General features: G+C 41.2%; 13 protein-coding genes and 1 pseudogene. 10 read left to right on the top strand and 4 right to left on the bottom strand.

The genetic code is table 11. The features are described 5' to 3' along the window. Positions 1-39: 39 nt before the first annotated feature. Positions 40-1,521, bottom strand: a complete 1,482-nt coding sequence (gene putP, locus V6Z54_RS04020; RefSeq protein ID WP_041087115.1) for a sodium/proline symporter PutP — start codon at positions 1,519-1,521, stop codon at positions 40-42. A 408-nt stretch (positions 1,522-1,929) separates the two neighbouring features. Here putP and gatC point away from each other — a divergent pair, with 408 nt between their 5' ends. The 3 genes from gatC to gatB are packed head-to-tail and all read left to right on the top strand — an operon-like array spanning position 1,930 to position 5,136. Next, positions 1,930-2,220, top strand: coding sequence for an Asp-tRNA(Asn)/Glu-tRNA(Gln) amidotransferase subunit GatC (gatC, locus tag V6Z54_RS04015; RefSeq protein WP_024424549.1), 291 nt, complete (start codon positions 1,930-1,932; stop codon positions 2,218-2,220). 14 nt (positions 2,221-2,234) lie between these two features. After that, a complete protein-coding gene (gene gatA / locus V6Z54_RS04010) occupies positions 2,235-3,692 on the top strand; it encodes an Asp-tRNA(Asn)/Glu-tRNA(Gln) amidotransferase subunit GatA (RefSeq protein ID WP_048239989.1) in 1,458 nt (485 codons plus the stop codon). A 13-nt stretch (positions 3,693-3,705) separates the two neighbouring features. Further along, positions 3,706-5,136 (top strand): Asp-tRNA(Asn)/Glu-tRNA(Gln) amidotransferase subunit GatB, encoded by a 1,431-nt coding sequence (gene gatB / locus V6Z54_RS04005; protein ID WP_024424551.1) that lies wholly within the window; start codon positions 3,706-3,708, stop codon positions 5,134-5,136. A gap of 179 nt (positions 5,137-5,315) precedes the next feature. Here gatB and V6Z54_RS04000 read toward each other — a convergent pair whose 3' ends face one another. Beyond that, entirely contained in the window at positions 5,316-6,161 is an 846-nt protein-coding gene (locus V6Z54_RS04000) for a TetR/AcrR family transcriptional regulator (RefSeq protein WP_039176996.1), read from the bottom strand. A 131-nt stretch (positions 6,162-6,292) separates the two neighbouring features. Here V6Z54_RS04000 and V6Z54_RS03995 point away from each other — a divergent pair, with 131 nt between their 5' ends. After that, positions 6,293-9,502 carry an efflux RND transporter permease subunit gene (locus tag V6Z54_RS03995; RefSeq protein ID WP_338527729.1) on the top strand — a complete coding sequence of 1,070 codons (3,210 nt, stop codon included), beginning with the start codon at positions 6,293-6,295 and terminating at the stop codon, positions 9,500-9,502. Positions 9,503-9,533: 31 nt separating this feature from the next. Here V6Z54_RS03995 and V6Z54_RS03990 read toward each other — a convergent pair whose 3' ends face one another. Further along, complete coding sequence (locus tag V6Z54_RS03990) at positions 9,534-10,487, bottom strand: nucleoside hydrolase (protein WP_338527728.1); 954 nt, start codon at positions 10,485-10,487, stop codon at positions 9,534-9,536. Positions 10,488-10,668: 181 nt separating this feature from the next. Here V6Z54_RS03990 and V6Z54_RS03985 point away from each other — a divergent pair, with 181 nt between their 5' ends. The 4 genes and pseudogenes from V6Z54_RS03985 to V6Z54_RS03970 all read left to right on the top strand — a co-directional run. Beyond that, positions 10,669-11,577 carry a diacylglycerol kinase gene (locus V6Z54_RS03985; RefSeq protein WP_039177003.1) on the top strand — a complete coding sequence of 303 codons (909 nt, stop codon included), beginning with the start codon at positions 10,669-10,671 and terminating at the stop codon, positions 11,575-11,577. 61 nt (positions 11,578-11,638) lie between these two features. Next, a complete protein-coding gene (gene rlmD, locus V6Z54_RS03980; protein WP_338527727.1) occupies positions 11,639-13,018 on the top strand; it encodes a 23S rRNA (uracil(1939)-C(5))-methyltransferase RlmD in 1,380 nt (459 codons plus the stop codon). Between the two features lie 251 nt (positions 13,019-13,269). Then, positions 13,270-14,244, top strand: a complete 975-nt coding sequence (locus V6Z54_RS03975) for a tRNA-dihydrouridine synthase (RefSeq protein WP_075610999.1) — start codon at positions 13,270-13,272, stop codon at positions 14,242-14,244. A gap of 110 nt (positions 14,245-14,354) precedes the next feature. Then, positions 14,355-14,804 (top strand): annotated as a pseudogene (locus tag V6Z54_RS03970) (SMI1/KNR4 family protein); the annotation flags it as partial. Between the two features lie 135 nt (positions 14,805-14,939). Here the strand turns inward: V6Z54_RS03970 and V6Z54_RS03965 are convergent. After that, on the bottom strand, positions 14,940-15,704 hold the full coding sequence (locus V6Z54_RS03965; RefSeq protein WP_269104140.1) for a MurR/RpiR family transcriptional regulator: 765 nt from the start codon (positions 15,702-15,704) through the stop codon (positions 14,940-14,942). A gap of 148 nt (positions 15,705-15,852) precedes the next feature. Between V6Z54_RS03965 and V6Z54_RS03960 the strand changes: the two genes are divergently transcribed. Then, positions 15,853-17,442, top strand: a complete 1,590-nt coding sequence (locus V6Z54_RS03960; RefSeq protein WP_338527726.1) for an alpha-glucoside-specific PTS transporter subunit IIBC — start codon at positions 15,853-15,855, stop codon at positions 17,440-17,442. A 17-nt stretch (positions 17,443-17,459) separates the two neighbouring features. Further along, positions 17,460-18,785: a 6-phospho-alpha-glucosidase gene (locus V6Z54_RS03955; protein ID WP_338527725.1), complete on the top strand. Its 1,326-nt coding sequence runs from the start codon at positions 17,460-17,462 to the stop codon at positions 18,783-18,785. Positions 18,786-18,842: the final 57 nt, after the last annotated feature.

Here is an 18,842-nt window from a genome sequence, read left to right as displayed (position 1 = left end):
AGAGAGTCATCCGCATAGGGCAGATGACTCTTCAATTCTTTATTTTGTTTCTTCCTCAAGATGATCTTCCATTTTGGTAAACAGCTTCTTAGAAGCTTTAGATGGTTTATTGGTCAAGAGGCTGACAATGATGGCAGTCAAACCACTCAAAATAAATCCTGGAACCATTTCGTACAAACCAGTTGTATTATTCAAGCCGGTTGAAATCCATGTTAACACTACAACTGCCCCTACAACCATTCCTGCAAGTGCACCGTGATGGTTCATTCGCTTCCAATATAGGCATAGAAGGATGACTGGACCAAATGAAGATCCAAAACCTGCCCAAGCATAACCAACAAGGTCAAGAATGGTATCACTTGGATTAAGTGAAAGACAAAGCGCGATAATGGCAACCACCAATACAGACATACGCCCAATCATCACTAGTTCTTTGTCTGACGCTTTTCTTCTAAAGAAGGTTCGGTATAAATCCTCTGTCATTGCACTTGCAGTCACAAGCAGCTGTGAAGAGATCGAACTCATAATCGCAGCTAAAATAGCAGAGAGTAAAAATCCAGTAATATACGGGTGGAATAACACTTTAGAAAACACAATAAAGATGGTTTCTGGGTCTGCTAAAGTGGTACTAGTCTCATGTACATAAGCTACACCGACTAATCCAACAGACAGTGAACCAATAACAGACACAATCATCCAGCTCATCCCGATACGACGTGCTGGTTTTAAATCTTTTACAGTCGTAATGGCCATGAAGCGAACAATGATGTGCGGCTGTCCAAAGTAACCAAGCCCCCATGCTAAGAAGGAAATAATGCCAATGACGCTCGTTCCTCTGAATATATCAAGCAATTTTGGATCAATTTGTTGGATATCTTGATACGTGGCAATTGGGCCACCTAATTGAGTAAAGGCAACGATCGGCACGAGCACTAATGCTAAAAACATAATGGCTCCTTGAACAAAATCAGTTAAACTCACTGCCAAAAAGCCGCCGAATAAAGTGTATAAGATCACGATACTAGAGGTTAAAATTAAACCAAATATATAATTGGCACCAAACGCAGATTCAAATAAACGACCGCCAGATACCATACCTGATGAGGTGTACAGTGTAAAGAAAATCATAATAATGACAGCTGAGACAGCTTTTAATAAAGTAGAAGAATCTTTAAATCGTTTGTCAAAAAAGTCTGGAATGGTGATCGCATCATCAGCAACCTCAGTATACGATCGTAAGCGAGGAGCTAAAAATAGATAATTCAAGTAAGCCCCACTAATCAAACCAACAGCAAGCCATCCTGACGAAAGCCCAGTTGTATACATCGCGCCTGGAAGCCCCATGAGCATCCAGCCGCTCATATCTGAAGCACCAGCAGATAGAGCTGTCACGTAAGGACCCAGCCCTCGTCCGCCCAACATATAATCATTTAAGTCATTTGTTTTTCTAAATGCATACCAGCCAATGGCCAGCATTCCAATAAAATAAATAGCTAGAGAAATTCCAATCTCAATACTCATGTTTCCATATCACCTTTTTCGTATTAATTTGACATCACCTCATTCAAAATATACAAGAACATTCCAATCGTCTGTCTGCTCACTGCTATGGTTACTTAACCTAACAGAGTATTCCCTGCTGATCAACCTTCTTAAACCTCTTTCTTACATAAAAAAATGCATAAATGATTGATAAGAATCTATATGTAAGCGTTATCAAAAACATTTAAAAGAAAAAATTTTCTGATAAATAATCAATTTCTGTTACAAATCATTTTCATACTTTCTGGTTTTAAGGGTGATGGGGAGAATGGCTACCTTCTCAAGCCTGCGTAAAGTTGCTTTAGAACAGTAAAATTTGATATGATAAAGTGTATATGACTTATGATCATGACCACGATCACGCATCATTTTTGGAGGTGAACCTGCATGTCAAGAATTTCAATAGAAGAAGTCAAGCACGTTGCGCATTTAGCAAGGCTTGCGATTACAGAAGAAGAAGCTGAGATGTTTACAGAACAGCTTGATAGCATCATTTCATTTGCAGAGCAGTTAAACGAGGTAGATACGGAAAACGTTGAACCTACTACACACGTATTAAAAATGAAAAACGTCATGAGAGAAGATGTTCCGAATAAAGGTCTTTCCATTGAGGCAGTCGTCAAAAACGCGCCTGATCATAAAGACGGCTATATTCGTGTGCCATCAATTTTGGACTAAAGGAGGCCCGAGACATGTCACTGTTTGATCACAAAATTTCTGAATTAAAAGAGCTTTTACATAAAAAGGAACTGTCTGTTTCTGATTTAGTGGACGAGTCTTATAAACGAATCAATGAAGTAGACGGGAAAGTACAAGCATTCCTTGCATTGGACGAAGAAAAAGCTCGTGCGTATGCAAAGGAATTGGACGAGGCAGTTGGTGAAAAGGACGAGCTTGGCCTATTGTTCGGTATGCCAATCGGTGTGAAAGATAACATTGTTACAAAGGATTTGCGTACAACAGCTTCAAGTAAAATCCTGCAAAACTTTGATCCAATTTATGATGCAACCGTTGTGAACCGCCTAAGAGACGCAGAAGCAGTCACAATCGGTAAATTAAATATGGACGAATTCGCAATGGGATCTTCTACGGAGAACTCAGGCTTCAAAGCGACGAAAAACCCGTGGAATTTAAACACCGTTCCAGGCGGATCAAGTGGTGGATCAGCAGCTTCAGTTGCAGCAGGTGAAGTACCGTTCTCACTTGGATCAGATACAGGCGGTTCTATTCGTCAGCCGGCATCTTTCTGCGGAGTTGTAGGTCTTAAACCGACATATGGACGTGTATCCAGATACGGATTAATTGCATTTGCTTCATCATTAGACCAAATTGGTCCGATTACACGCAATGTAGAGGACAACGCTTATGTTCTTCAAGCGATTTCTGGTGTCGATCAAATGGACGCAACAAGTGCAAATGTCGATGTACCAGATTTTCTTTCTTCATTAACTGGCGACATCAAAGGTCTGAAAATCGCTGTGCCGAAAGAATATCTTGGCGAAGGTGTTGGCGAGGAAGCAAAAGAGTCTGTTCTTCAAGCGTTAAAAGTATTAGAAGGACTTGGTGCTTCGTGGGAAGAAGTGTCTCTACCGCATTCTAAATATGCGCTTGCGACTTACTACTTACTGTCTTCTTCAGAAGCATCTGCAAACCTTGCACGTTTTGACGGTATCCGCTATGGCTACCGTACAGATAATGCAGACAACCTGATTGATTTATACAAAAATACTCGTTCTGAAGGCTTCGGAGACGAAGTGAAGCGCCGCATCATGCTTGGTACATTCGCGCTAAGCTCAGGATATTACGATGCGTACTATAAAAAAGCGCAAAAAGTCCGTACATTGATCAAAAAAGACTTTGAAGATGTTTTCGAAAAGTATGATGTCATTGTAGGACCGACAACGCCAACTCCTGCATTTAACATTGGTGAAAAGACAAGCGATCCATTGACTATGTACGCAAACGATATTTTAACGATCCCTGTTAACCTTGCAGGCGTTCCAGGAATCAGTGTGCCTTGTGGATTTGCAAATGGCCTTCCGTTAGGACTGCAAATCATCGGCAAGCACTTTGACGAAGGAACAGTGTACCGCGTGGCTCACGCTTTTGAGCAAGCAACAGATCATCATAAAGCAAAACCTGAACTGTAAGGGGTGAATCAGAATGAACTTTGAAACGGTAATTGGACTTGAAGTCCACGTAGAGCTAAAAACACAATCGAAAATTTTCTCAAGCTCGCCGACACCTTTTGGTGCAGCTGCCAACACGCAAACAAGTGTCATCGACCTTGGATATCCTGGCGTACTGCCTGTACTGAACAAAGAAGCGGTGAACTTTGCGATGAAAGCGGCTATGGCACTGAACTGTGAAATCGCAACAGATACAAAATTTGACCGTAAAAACTACTTCTATCCTGATAACCCAAAGGCGTATCAAATTTCTCAATTTGATAAACCGATCGGTGAAAACGGCTGGATTGAAATTGAAGTAGAAGGCAAAACAAAACGAATCGGTATTACGCGTCTCCATTTGGAAGAGGATGCAGGGAAACTGACGCACACAGGCGACGGTTACTCCCTCGTCGATTTCAACCGTCAAGGAACACCACTTGTTGAAATCGTATCTGAGCCAGACATTCGGACGCCAGAAGAAGCGTATGCTTATTTAGAAAAATTAAAATCCATTATTCAATATACAGGCGTTTCTGACTGTAAGATGGAAGAAGGCTCACTTCGCTGTGATGCTAATATTTCTCTTCGCCCAATCGGCCGTGAAGAGTTTGGTACAAAGACAGAGCTCAAAAACTTGAACTCATTTGCTTTCGTACAAAAAGGCCTTGAATTCGAAGAGAAGCGTCAAGAGCAAGTATTGCTTTCTGGCGGCTTGATCGAGCAGGAAACACGCCGTTATGACGAAGCGTCTAAAAAGACAATTCTCATGCGCGTTAAAGAAGGCTCTGATGATTACCGCTACTTCCCAGAACCGGATTTGGTGGAGCTGTACATTGATGACGAGTGGAAAGAACGCGTAAGAGCATCCATCCCAGAGCTTCCAGACGAGCGCCGCAAACGCTACATCGATGAGCTTGGACTTCCTGCATACGATGCAATGGTACTCACGCTGACGAAAGAAATGTCTGATTTCTTTGAAGCGACCATTTCAGAAGGTGCAGAAGCAAAACAAGCATCGAACTGGCTCATGGGTGAAGTTTCTGCTTACTTAAACTCTGCTCAAAAAGAGCTAGACGATACAAAGCTAACGCCGCAAGGGCTGGCTGGTATGATCAAGCTTATTGAAAAAGGAACGATTTCCTCTAAGATTGCGAAAAAGGTATTCAAAGAGCTTATCGAAAATGGGGGAGATGCAGAAACAATCGTCAAAGAAAAAGGACTTGTCCAAATTTCTGACGAAGGTGCACTGCTCAAACTTGTCACAGAAGCACTTGATAACAACCCGCAATCCATTGAAGACTTTAAAAATGGTAAAGACCGCGCGATTGGTTTCTTAGTCGGACAAATCATGAAAGCATCGAAGGGCCAAGCTAACCCGCCGATGGTGAACAAGATTCTCCTTGAAGAAATCAAAAAACGCTAAATAGTAAAAAACCGCCTGATGAAAAAGGCGGTTTTTTTGATTGAAATGACAGGGTCTTACTATAGATTCGGACCACAGCCGTATATCAATTTAGAGATACTTTTCTTATAATGAAGCATAAGCGAAAGTGCACATTCGAAGGGGGAAAGGTGAGCTAAATCAAAAAACAGCACGTTATGTTACTGAAGAAACAGCCTCAATTGTTCCACTGCTCTTAGAACAGCAGGATCCTCGCACTTTTCTAAATTCGTCAGCATTCCTTGGATGACTGGCTTACGAGGTTCAGCTTTTGCCAGCTCTTCTTCAATCACTTCAATGGATACAACGGTATCATCAGAAAGCAGATGCTCCAGCTTTAACAAACGAAGCTCCTCTTGAAGGGAAGCAGCACTAGGCGCTTCATCGTCCCAAATGGTTTGCTTCAAAATCGGCTTCGTCTGAGAACGAAGCAATCCTTGAACCAGATCATCAAACCGTTCGAGTATAAAGGATGAGAGCTCATCAAATGATAATTGCATTTGATCCTGTAAAAGCAGAACCTGCACATACGATTGGATAATTCCTTGAATCATGACTGACAGGTCAGTTATATATGGTTCGATCTCCTGTCCATAAGTGGTCAAGATGGAAATTTGAATTTCATCATTCATTTGCTTTTTCACAGTTTTTGAATACTTTTTAATTTGCTGGTTTTCCGGAATAATGTTCTCGCTGAGGATCAGAATGATAAAATCTTTGTTCTCAGCAAAATGCTGAAACTGTTCAGCAATTTGTTTCTGAAAGATCTCTCTCGGCGCGAGATGCTGATTCTCTTTTCGAATCGTTTCGATTGTTTGCATCGAAGTGTCGATATAATATTCAAACGCTCGGTTGAAAAGCTGTTCTTTTGATTTGAAATGTAAATAAAATGCGCCTTTTGATATTCCGCATTCATCTGCAATTTCCTGAATGGTCGTAGAAGAAAAACCCTTTTTCGCAAACAATTGGATGCTTGCTTTAATGATTTTTTCTTTTTTTTCGTTCATGAAATAAGGCCCCTTCAGCTTTAGAATGTTACGTCAAACGCAAGTGAAATGGTTGACGGCATTGTATATCACCGTTTATTATGATATAGAATGACCAGTCAGTCAATACATAAAGGAAAATGGAGGATATAATGAATTCGATCATCAATTTTGTATTAAAGAATAAGTTCGCTGTATGGCTCATGACGATTATCGTAACAGTTGCTGGTCTATATGCCGGATTGAATATGAAACAAGAATCAATCCCAAATATCAACACTCCAGTCATTACGGTTTCTACAACGTACCCTGGCGCAACGCCGGACGAAGTATCAGATAAGGTGACAGATCCAATTGAAAAGTCAATTCAAAACCTCAATGGGGTCAGCGTAGTCACTTCTAATTCTTTTGAAAATGCATCATCCATTCAAATCGAGTACGATTACAGCAAAGACATGGATGAAGCAAAAAAGGAAATTGAAGATGCGATTAGCAATATTGATTTCCCTGAAAATGCAGAAAAACCTAAAATCGCACGCTTTAGTATTAATGCGATTCCAATCCTAGCTCTTAGTGTCTCAGGTGATAAAGAATCATTACAAGACCTTACACAAAAAGTAGAAAATGACCTCGTTCCTTCACTTCAAGGGTTAGACGGCGTCTCTTCTGTTGAAGCTTCAGGACAGCAAATCAAAGAAGTAGAATTTTCGTTTAAAGAAAAGAAACTAAAAGAATACGGTTTAGATGAAGAAACCGTCCAAAACATGATCAAAGGCTCTGATGTGAATGTACCATTAGGTCTATACACATTTGGCAACAAACAAAAATCAGTTGTCGTGGACGGCAATATTTTAAGCGTCAAAGATTTGAAAAACATGCGAATTCCTGTTACACCAAGTGCAGGCGGCGGTGCGGGAAGCGCTGGAGCTGGAGCGCCATCTAGCAGCGCAGGTGCGCAAGGTGCCGAGCAGCAGGCGGGAAGTGCAAGTCAGCAGCAAGCAGCAGCACAGCAGCAAACAGGTGCAGCAAGCAGTCAATCTGTAGAGCTGCCAACGATCAAGCTGTCTGAGATTGCAGATATTAAAGTCGTCAAAGAGGCAGAATCGATCTCTAGAACGAATGGGAAAGACAGTATCGGTCTGCAAATTGTCAAAGGCTCTGATGCCAACACAGTGAGTGTTGCAGAAGAAGTGACAAAAGAGCTTGAGAAATTCAAAAAAGACAACAAAGGAATCAAAGTAAGCACCACATATGATCAAGCAGAGCCGATTAAAGAGTCTGTCAGCACAATGCTGAACAAGGCGATCATCGGAGCAATCTTTGCGATCATTATCATTCTCTTGTTCCTGCGAGATATCAAATCAACATTAATCTCGGTCATCTCCATTCCGTTATCTCTGTTGATTGCTGTCTTACTATTAAATCAGCTGGATATCACGCTAAATATCATGACACTTGGTGCCATGACCGTCGCCATCGGGCGTGTTGTCGATGACTCGATAGTGGTCATAGAAAATATCTATCGACGAATGGCGTTAAAGGATGAACCGTTAAAAGGCAAGGCACTCGTCAGAGAAGCCACAAAAGAAATGTTTATCCCAATCATGTCTTCAACGATTGTGACAATTGCGGTATTCTTACCGTTAGCATTAGTAGGTGGAATGATTGGTGAACTATTCATCCCATTTGCCTTAACGATTGTGTTTGCGTTACTTGCTTCACTGCTTGTCGCCATTACAATTGTTCCAATGATGGCACACACTCTATTTAAAAAGAATCTGTACGGCACAGCGAAAAAGGTAAAAGAACATAAACCAAGCAAGCTTGCTGGTGGTTATAGACGTGTACTTAATTGGACACTCAACCATAAATGGATCACATCAGGAATTGCCATTCTTATGCTTGTTGGAAGCTTATTCTTAGCACCACTTGTCGGTGTCAGCTTCTTACCACAGGAAGCAGAGAAAACGGCGATGGTGACATATACACCTGAACCTGGACAAACGAGAGAGCAAGCAATTGATGAAACGAAAAAAGCTGAAGAATATTTGATGAAACGTGACCATGTCAATACAGTTCAGTATTCTCTTGGCTCTTCAAATGCCATGACAGCAAGTGTTGGCGGTAACTCTAACGGTGCATTATTCTTCGTACAATATGACGAGGACACACCGAATTTTGATAAAGAAAAAGATCGTGTAGTCAAAGCCCTGCAAGACAAAGCGTCTAAAGGGGAATGGAAATCACAAGACTTCTCATCTGCTGGCGCCAGCAATACTGTGACGTACTATGTGTACGGTGACAAAGCAAGCGATATTGAAGGCACAGTAAAAGATGTTGAGAACATTTTAAAAGATGAGAAAAACTTGAAAAATGTCAGCACAAGCTTATCTGAGAAATACGACGAATATACGTTTAATGCAGATCAAGAAAAACTGGCGAAACTAGGTCTAACTGCTTCACAAATCGCTCAAGCGATTGCACCTCAAAATAGTGAAACAACACTGACGAAAGTCACAGAGGACGGCAAAGAACTTGATGTGAAGCTTCAAACGGAAAAAGATGAATATAAGAGCAAAAAAGATTTAGAAAATAAAAAGATCACCACACCAACAGGGCAAGAAGTCCGAATTGGTGATGTCGTCAAAGTAAAAGATGGGACAACAGCAAATACGGTGACAAAACGTGATGGAAAAATCTACGCAGAAGTGTCTGGTGATATGACAACAGACGACGTCTCAAGCGTAACGCAGGATGTTCAGAAGAAAGTCGACAAGCTTGATCTAAAATCTGGTGTAACGATTGACACAGGCGGTGTAAGTGCGGATATCCAAGAATCCTTTACACAGCTTGGCCTTGCAATGCTTGCAGCGATTGCCATTGTGTATCTCGTTCTCGTCATCACATTTGGCGGAGGTCTTGCACCATTTGCAATTCTCTTCTCACTTCCATTTACGGTTATTGGCGCTCTCGCTGGATTGTTTATAGCAAAAGAAACCATCAGCTTAAATGCCATGATTGGATTGCTTATGCTGATCGGTATCGTTGTAACAAATGCCATTGTCTTGATTGACCGCGTGATTCATAAAGAACAAGAAGGTCTCTCAACAAGAGAAGCGTTACTTGAAGCAGGTACAACAAGATTACGTCCAATCTTAATGACGGCACTTGCGACAATTGGTGCACTGCTGCCACTGGCATTAGGATTTGAAGGCGGAAGCCAGATCGTATCAAAAGGACTTGGTGTTACCGTAATTGGCGGTTTAACAAGTTCTACACTTCTCACATTGGTCATCGTTCCAATCGTGTATGAAATGTTAAGCAAGTTTAGACGTAAGAAGAAATACGCAGAAGAAGAGTAAGAGGAAGCCCCGTCTATTGGCGGGGCTTTTTTTATTTTGAAATCTGGCAAATAGCTTTTCTCATAAGTTCTTCAAATGCGTGGAAAAAGGCATCACGATCGACATGGTCAATCACTTGAATTGATTTTCCATCTGGATGCTCTTCTGTCCGTCCTTGCTTTGGCGTCTCGGTATAAACGATCGCATTCACTTCTTTTGAACGGGTAAATGATGTAGAAGCAAGAGTAATTGTCGTCAGCACGTCCCATAGGTAATACGTCGAATTGGTTTCATGATGAATGAGCGGCGGACAAAAGGCGTAGCACTGACCGATAAAATCTATTCCAATATGAGTGCGAAGAGAAGCCCAGCGCTGACGTACATCAAGTGTCAGCGGGACTTGATTTGTACTTTCAAGTGCGACCATTTCAATAGGAAACGGTTCCTGAAAGATAGTGCTCACAGCATAAGGATCCCAAAATGCATTCCATTCTGCTGTCCCGTCATGCTCGGGTTCTTCAACATTGCCTTTTTCAAGGAACGTGCCGCCCATCCACACCAATTTCTCAATTTTATTAGAGATTGAAGGGTCTTCTTCTAAAGCGCGTGCAAGATCTGTGAGCGGACCAGTAAAGAGTAGGGTGACAGGTTCTTTTGCCTTCTTAACTGTTTCAATCAGATGAAGGTGTGCTGGCAGCTTGGACACCTTTGTATCAACAGTACCTTTTTCATTTAAAATTGGAAGAGCATCTACATAGAAAGCATGCATTCGCCACTCCTTCGGAAATGGATTGACGCCTCTAGAAGTTGAAGCAGCGACTTCAATTTCATAAGGGCTGAATCGATCAATGATTTTTTGAGATGCACTGAGCGCAGGCTCTAAATAACAATCAGCAGGAATCACAGACATTCCGATGACTTTCAAATGTTCCATTTGAAGGAGAAGAAATAAAGAGACGAGGTCATCAACACCGCCGTCATGATTAAAATAGACAGGCTTTTTCATCGCATATCATCCTTTACAGCGTTTTCTTTTATCTTATCAGAATGCTTTCTTACTGAGGGAAATGTGCTTGGAGATTTTACATATTAGGCGGTTGTTTTGTTGCCATTTTCAAATCTCATAGTATAATTAAAGGTTGTTAGTGGTGAAAATAGATTGCATAATGAATATAGGATGATGATGAATGAAACGTGCTCGAATTATATACAATCCGACATCTGGGCGTGAACTCTTCAAGAAGAATTTACCGCAGGTTTTGCAAAAATTTGAACAAGCTGGCTATGAAACTTCTTGTCATGCGACGACATGTGCAGGAGATGCCACGCAAGCAGCAGAAAAAGCCGCACAGAGAGATTTTGATTTAATTGTAGCAGCAGGTGGAGACGGCACGATCAATGAAGTCGTTAACGGACTAGCACCGCTTGAAAAAAGACCAAAACTAGGAATTATTCCAGTTGGAACGACAAATGATTTCGCAAGAGCACTTGGAATTCCAAGAGAAGGTGTTTTGAAAGCGACAGATGCCATTATTGAGGGTGTAGCGAAGCCGCTTGATATCGGTAAAGTCAATGGCCATTATTTTATTAATATTGCTGGCGGCGGCCGGTTAACAGAGCTCACCTATGAGGTGCCTAGTAAGCTGAAGACCATGCTTGGACAGCTTGCTTATTATTTAAAAGGCATGGAGATGCTTCCATCTATCCGCCCGACAGAAGTCGAAATTGAATATGACGGCAAATTGTTTCATGGAGAAATCATGCTGTTCCTTGTTTCACTCACAAACTCAGTAGGCGGCTTTGAAAAACTAGCGCCAGATTCCATTTTAGATGATGGGATGTTTGACCTGATTATTCTAAAGAAGGTCAATCTAGCAGAAGCCATTCGAGTGGTCAGCCTTGCACTGCGAGGCGAGCATATTCATGATAACAATGTCATCTACGCAAAAGCGAATCGCGTGAAGGTAGATGTAAAAGATAAAATGCAATTGAATTTAGATGGTGAATACGGCGGCATGCTGCCAGGTGAATTTGAAAACCTGTATCGCCATATTGAATTTATTGTGCCAAAAGAAACAGCTGAAAAAATAGGGTGAAGACTGAACTTGGTTCCTTATGGCGGCCAAGTTTTTCTTTGCAAATGAGGTGATAAAATTGGTGAAAATGAAACCGCCTGTTGAAAAGAATGAGTACTACAATGTAACCTTCGAAGACTTAACGCATGAAGGTGCAGGTGTAGCAAAAATTGAAGGATTCCCTGTCTTTGTACCAAATGCCCTTCCTGACGAACAAGGGCAAATCAAAGTCACACGAGTCAAAAAAGGATTTGCTTTTGGACGACTCATGGAGCTGACAAAGGAAAGTCAGCACAGGCAAGATGCGCCATGTCCCATTTACAAGCAGTGCGGCGGCTGTCAAATTCAGCATATGAGCTATGAAGGCCAGCTGCTATTTAAACAAAAACAAGTAAAGGACGTTTTAGAGCGGATCGGCAAGCTTGATATGAGCCGTGTAAAAGTTCATCCTGTACTCGGCATGGAAGACCCTTGGAATTACCGAAACAAAGCACAAGTGCCAGTTGGCGAACGCGAAGGCGGACTTGTTGCAGGATTTTATCAGCAGCGTACCCATGAAATCATTGATATGGAAAAATGCTTGATTCAGCAGTCAGAAAACGACGAAGTGGTACAGGCAGTAAAAGACATATGCAATGCGTTTGGCATCAAAGCGTATAACGAAGAGAGACACAAAGGCTGGCTGCGTCATGTGATGGTTCGCTACGGTATTGCAACAGGTGAAATGATGGTTGTGTTTGTTACTAGAACGGCTGACTTTCCGCAAAAGCAGCAGGTGATTGAGCAGATTATAGCACGCTTCCCACACGTTCGGTCAATTGTACAAAACGTGAATTCAAAGAAAACAAATGTCATTTTCGGAGACGAAACAACCGTTTTATGGGGCGAAGAATACATTTATGACACGATTGGCGACATCAAATTTGCCATTTCAGCTCGCTCGTTTTATCAAGTGAACCCAGCCCAAACAAAGGTGCTTTATGACAAAGCGCTTGAATATGCCGAGCTGCAAGGCGAAGAAACTGTTATCGATGCCTACTGCGGAATCGGTACGATTTCCTTATTTCTCGCACAAAAAGCAGGCAGAGTATATGGGGTTGAAATTGTCCCAGAAGCAATTGAAGATGCAAAACGCAATGCTGCCTTAAACGGAATCAATAACGTCGAATTCGCAGTCGGCGAAGCAGAAACCGTCATCCCAAACTGGTACAAAGAAGGCATCAAAGCAGACACCCTCGTCGTCGATCCGCCTAGAAAAGGCTGTGACGAAGCACTGCTTGACACCATTTTAAAGATGAAACCAAAACGAGTTGTGTATGTGTCTTGTAATCCCGGGACGCTTGCTCGTGATTTGCGCATTCTTGAAGATGGCGGGTATGTGACAGAGGAAGTGCAGCCGGTGGATATGTTTCCGCATACCTCACATGTGGAATGTGTAGCAAGTCTTGTGATTAATCAGTAATGTATTGAGACATCCCGATTTCGTGAAAAACATCGATATTGGGGTGTTTTTATTTTTGTATGTTCAATCGGCACTAAAAAATGATATTTGGAAGTGGAATCAATATTTTCACCCTGCAATTCATTACCAAATGTCCTTTTTTGCAATTTTGCCCGGTTCATATTAAAGTATATAATGATAAAATTGCTGAAAGATTTTATAGAAGGACATGCCCTATAAGGCGCTATGTCATGAGAGGAATTGGATGAAAGATGAGTAAAAATTTCTGGCGTGATTTACCGCGGCCATTTTTTATATTAGCACCAATGGAAGAAGTGACAGATGTTGTGTTTCGTCATGTTGTGAGTGAGGCGGCGAGACCGGATGTGTTTTTTACAGAGTTTACGAATAGTGAGAGCTATTGCCATCCTGATGGCATTCAAAGTGTGAAGGGGCGTTTAACGTTTACAGAGGATGAGCAGCCGATTGTTGCTCATATTTGGGGAGACAAGCCTGAAAACTTTAGACAAATGAGTATTGGAATGGCGGAAATGGGATTTCAGGGGCTTGATATTAATATGGGCTGTCCTGTCCCGAATGTCACGCAAAACGGGAAGGGCAGCGGCTTGATTCTTCGCCCAGACGTTGCAGCAGAGCTGATTCAAGCGGCAAAAGCTGGGGGATTACCTGTCAGCGTGAAAACAAGACTTGGTTTTACTGAGGTCGATGAATGGCGCGGATGGCTTCGACACATTTTGGAGCAAGATATTGTGAATTTATCGATCCACCTTCGCACAAGAAAGGAAATGAGCCAGGTGGATGCGCATTGGGAGCTCATTCCTGAAATCAAAAAACTTCGTGATGAAGTAGCACCTGATACGCTTTTGACAATCAATGGTGATATTCCAGATCGTCAAACAGGCTTAAAGCTCGCAGAACAGTATGGAGTGGACGGAGTGATGATTGGGCGCGGGATTTTCCATAACCCATTTGCCTTTGAAAAAGAGCCGAAGGAGCATACAAGTGATGAACTTCTTGGTCTCTTAAGATTACATCTTGACCTTCATGATCAATACTCATCACTAGGTCTGCGTCCATTCAAGGCACTGCACCGTTTCTTTAAGATTTATGTAAAAGGATTCAGAGGAGCGAGTTTCTTAAGAAATCAATTAATGAACACATCATCAACAGATGAAGTGCGTGCAATGCTAAATGAATTTGAAGCGAGAAATCAAGAACAATCATGACCAACAAGAGGAGGGGGGCGAACCCTTCTCTTTTTTTATTAAATAGGACTATTAAACTAGTTCTCTTAAATGGTAAAATGAGATAGAAATAACAATTGGAGGTATTTCATTTGAAACCATTTTGGGATAAAGACAGTGAAAGCGATGAAACATTTAAGAAAATCAATGAGAAAGGCATTGCAAAAGCGGAAAAGAAGCTAGGCGTCATCTTGCCGGATACATATAAAAAACTGATTCTCGAACAAAATGGCGGGTATACCCTGCATAACGCTTTTCCCACGGACCAGCCGAATGGATGGGCAGAGGATCATGTGTCATTTGATCATTTAAGAGGAATTGCCAAGAATGAAGGCATTATGGATAGTGATTATTTAATAGAAGAATGGGAATTGCCTGAGGGACTTGTGCTCATTTGTGGGGATGGTCATACGTGGATTGCATTGGATTATAGAGAAACAAAGGAACATCCGCCGGTTCATTACTTTGATCTAGAATATGAGACAGATTTTAAATTAGCGGATTCGTTTGATGAACTGCTTGCTGGGCATTATACTGCTGAATAGGAAAAGGCAGCCGCAAGTAGATATATTTCATTAAATCCGCTGTTATATAGTGTTTTTTGAGAGAGACAAAAGAGTCTCTCTTTTTTTTGCGAAGCAACATTGAATCTCTCTCCAAAACTGTACCTGTTATGTTTAAGTCCTATTATTCAATTGCTTCACTTTCCACTCACTAAATTTTCTGACGATAATATCTGCCACAATGTAAAATGGCAGAAAGCTGGAGTTGTCCACTTTGTTATATAAGTGAAACGGGGTGCTGCTTACATAGATGTTAAACATGGCATTTTGTGCAAGGAGGTTATTCCTCAATGTGGTCATGCTGATAAATTTGATATGTCTCGTTTTCACCAATTGAATGATTTCATCTAAATTCTTCGATTCACCCGATAAAGAAATGATAAATAAAAGGTCATCCTCACCAAATTCAATGATTCCATCTGTTAAGTCCCGCTTGCTTCGTAATACTTGAGATTTTTTATGCAGTGACCATAGCTGCCGCTGTACATCATTGGCCAAATCGAGCTGTGCAGTTCCTGTACCATAAATATAAATATACGGTGCGCGATCTATCAGTTGATTTAATTGATGAAAGTCCAGCTGCTCCATATATTTTCTTGTCTGCCGGATATCTTGATCGAGCAGCTGCATTAAATCCTGTGTTGTCTCTTGAGTGAAAGCATTTAATTTCACATAAGACTTTAAGTCACTGTAGCCGTCGAACCCTATTTTCTTGGCAAGTCGATGGATGGATGAAATGGAAGTATGAGCATAACGGGCAAGGTCCTGAATTTTCATTGTCTTCATTTCTTCAAGATGATCATGGATCGTTTTAATAATGTGCAGGTCATTCTTATTTAAATCTTCGAAGTATTCATTTACCAGCTTGTCCAGTATCATGCGATGTGCCCTCCAACATGAAAATATTTTCTTCCTGTGAAAATATAATCTAATGTTACAACTTGATTTCTAAATACGTCAAACCTATTGGTTTTTGTAAGCGCTGCCTTTACAGTGATGTTATGGATCAAGCAAAGGGGTAATGCTTATGAATGCAATCAAGCGGTTTGGCAGTGCTATGGTAGTTCCTGTACTTTTATTCGCGTTTTTTGGTATTGTTGTCGGCCTCGCGACTTTATGTAAGAATCCAGCGATTATGGGGGAAATGGCTGCAGAAGGTACGATGTGGTATAAGGTTTGGACACTGATTGAAAGCGGAGGATGGACGATTTTCAATCATATGGAATTAGCCTTTGTGATTGGATTGCCCATCTCACTTGCAAAAAAAGCGCAAGCCCGTGCGACGCTCGCAGCTTTGATGATTTATCTCGTATTTAACAATTATATTCATGCTATTTTGACACTTTGGCCGTCTGCTTTTGGTGTTGATTTATCGCAAGGTGTTGAGAATGTAGCAGGGGTAAAAGAAATTGCGGGTATACCTACGCTGGATACAAGTATCATTGGTGCGGTGATGATATCTGGAATCGTCATTTGGATCCATAATCGTTTTTATGATCAAAAGCTGCCTGAAATGCTTGGAATTTTCCAGGGGCTTGTATTTGTTGTCATCATCGGATTCTTTGTGATGATTCCTATTGCTTTTGCCGTTGCGTTTGTCTGGCCCTATGTTCAGCAGGGGATTCAATCTCTCCAAGGGTTCATGGCACAGTCTGGTTATATTGGTGTCTGGCTGTTTCATTTCTTGGAAAGGGTGTTAATTCCAACAGGACTTCACCATTTTATATATACACCTTTTGAGTTTGGTCCAGCGGCTGTAAATGGGGGGTTAAAACCATATTGGATCGCTCACTTAAATGAATTTGCGTCCTCAACTTCCGATTTGAAGGATCTTTATCCATACGGATTTTTATTGCATGGGAATATTAAGATGTTCGGCTGTTTAGGGATAGCTCTAGCCATGTATTTTTCTACACCGAAGGAAAATAGAAAAAAGGTTTTGGCATTGGTATTACCCGCCACATTGACAGCCATATTTGCGGGAATTACAGAACCGCTTGAATTTACATTCCTATTTCTCGCGCCTTATTTATTTGTGATTCATGCACTTCTTGGAGCGACCATGGTGACAATCATGAATATGTTTGGTGTTGTCGGAATGATGGGTTCCGGACTGATTGAAATAGCCGCATTGAACTGGATTCCGCTCTCTTCAAATCATGGAGGGATTTATCTGATCCAAGCGATGATTGGACTTCTCTTTACTGCATTGTATTTTGTCATATTTAGATGGATGATTGTGAAATTTGATATTCCATTACCAGGACGAAAAGATGAGGAGGAGACGAGACTATATACAAAACAAGATTATGAGAATGCTCATAAAAAAGGTCATGACAAAAAGGAAGCGCCCGTTTATGCGTCTGAGTATGAAGAGAAAGCCGTTTATTTCTTAGAAGGCCTTGGCGGTAAAGAAAACATTAAAGATGTGACAAACTGTGCCACGCGTCTGCGTATTACAGTGATTGACCCTAGCTTGGTGAAAGATAGGGACTACTTTACAGAAAATAAACTGGCACACGGCATGGCAAAGAGTGGTCAAAGCATTCAAATCATTGTTGGCTTAAGTGTACCGCAAGTAAGAGAGTCCTTTGAGACTAAACTTTCATTAGATTGAAAAAGGAGCTGGATATCATGAAAAAATTTAACATTACCATCGCTGGAGGCGGAAGTACATTTACACCGGGAATCATTTTGATGCTGTTAGACTATTTAGAGGAGTTCCCAATTCATACAATTAAACTCTATGATAATGATGAAGCTAGACAAAAGACGATTGCAGATGCATGTGAGATTATGTTAAAAGAACGAGCACCAGAAGTGCAATTACTGGCAAGCACGGACCCCGAAGAAGCGTTTACTCAAGTCGATTTTGTGATGGCACATATTCGTGTCGGAAAATATGCAATGCGTGAATTAGATGAGAAAATTCCATTGAAGCATGGAGTCGTCGGACAGGAAACATGCGGTCCAGGCGGAATAGCTTACGGAATGCGGTCCATTCCAGGTGTATTAGAACTTGTCGATTATATGGAAAAATACTCACCCGAAGCTTGGATGTTAAACTATTCGAACCCTGCAGCGATAGTAGCAGAGGCAACACGTAAGCTAAGACCAAATGCCAAAATTTTAAACATATGCGATATGCCAATTGGCATCGAAGAATTAATTGCAAAAAATTTAGGCTTATCTTCACGGAAAGAACTAGAAGTAGATTACTATGGTTTGAATCACTTTGGCTGGTGGACAGATATTCGAGATAAATCAGGAAATAGCTTAATGCCTGAGGTGATTAAGCATGTAAGCCAGCATGGTTATGCAACAGATGGAACATCCGAACTAGAACAGCAGAAGAGTTGGAACAGCACATTAAAAAAGGCCAAAGATATTCAAGCACTTGATCCAAAAACGGTCCCTAATACGTATTTGAAATACTATCTATTTCCAGATGAAGAAGTGGCACATTCAAATATCGAGTTCACACGTGCCAATGAAGTGATGGAGGGACGGGAAGCTTTTGTTTTTAGTGAGTGTCAGGCCATCATTGATAAAGGAACTGCAAAGGAAACAAAGCTGACCATTGATGAGCACGCTTCCTATATCGTTGATTTGGCAAGAGCCATTGCTTTTAATAAAAAAGAACGGATGCTGATGATTGTAGAGAACAATGGCGCCATTAGAAACTTTGACCCAACAGCCATGGTCGAAATTCCTTGTATCGTTGGCAGCAATGGTCCAGAAAAATTAGTAGTTGGAGAAATTCCTAGATTTCAAAAAAGTCTCATGGAGCAGCAAGTTGGCGTAGAAAAATTAGTAGTAGAAGCATTTGAAGAAGGGTCCTATCAAAAACTATGGCAGGCCATCACATTATCGAAAACGGTGCCGAGTGCTAAAGTAGCAAAAGATATTTTAGACGACTTAATTGTGGCAAATCAAGCATTTTGGCCAGAGTTAACATAACAAAGGAATAAGCAATATGGGCGTCACAGCGCTCATATTGCTTTATTTATTGTAATG

Origin of the sequence: Bacillus sp. MAG717A, from assembly GCF_036884855.1 — a bacterium.
GTDB lineage: Bacteria > Bacillota > Bacilli > Bacillales > Bacillaceae > Bacillus > Bacillus safensis.
This window is presented reverse-complemented; position numbering and strand designations above follow the sequence as displayed.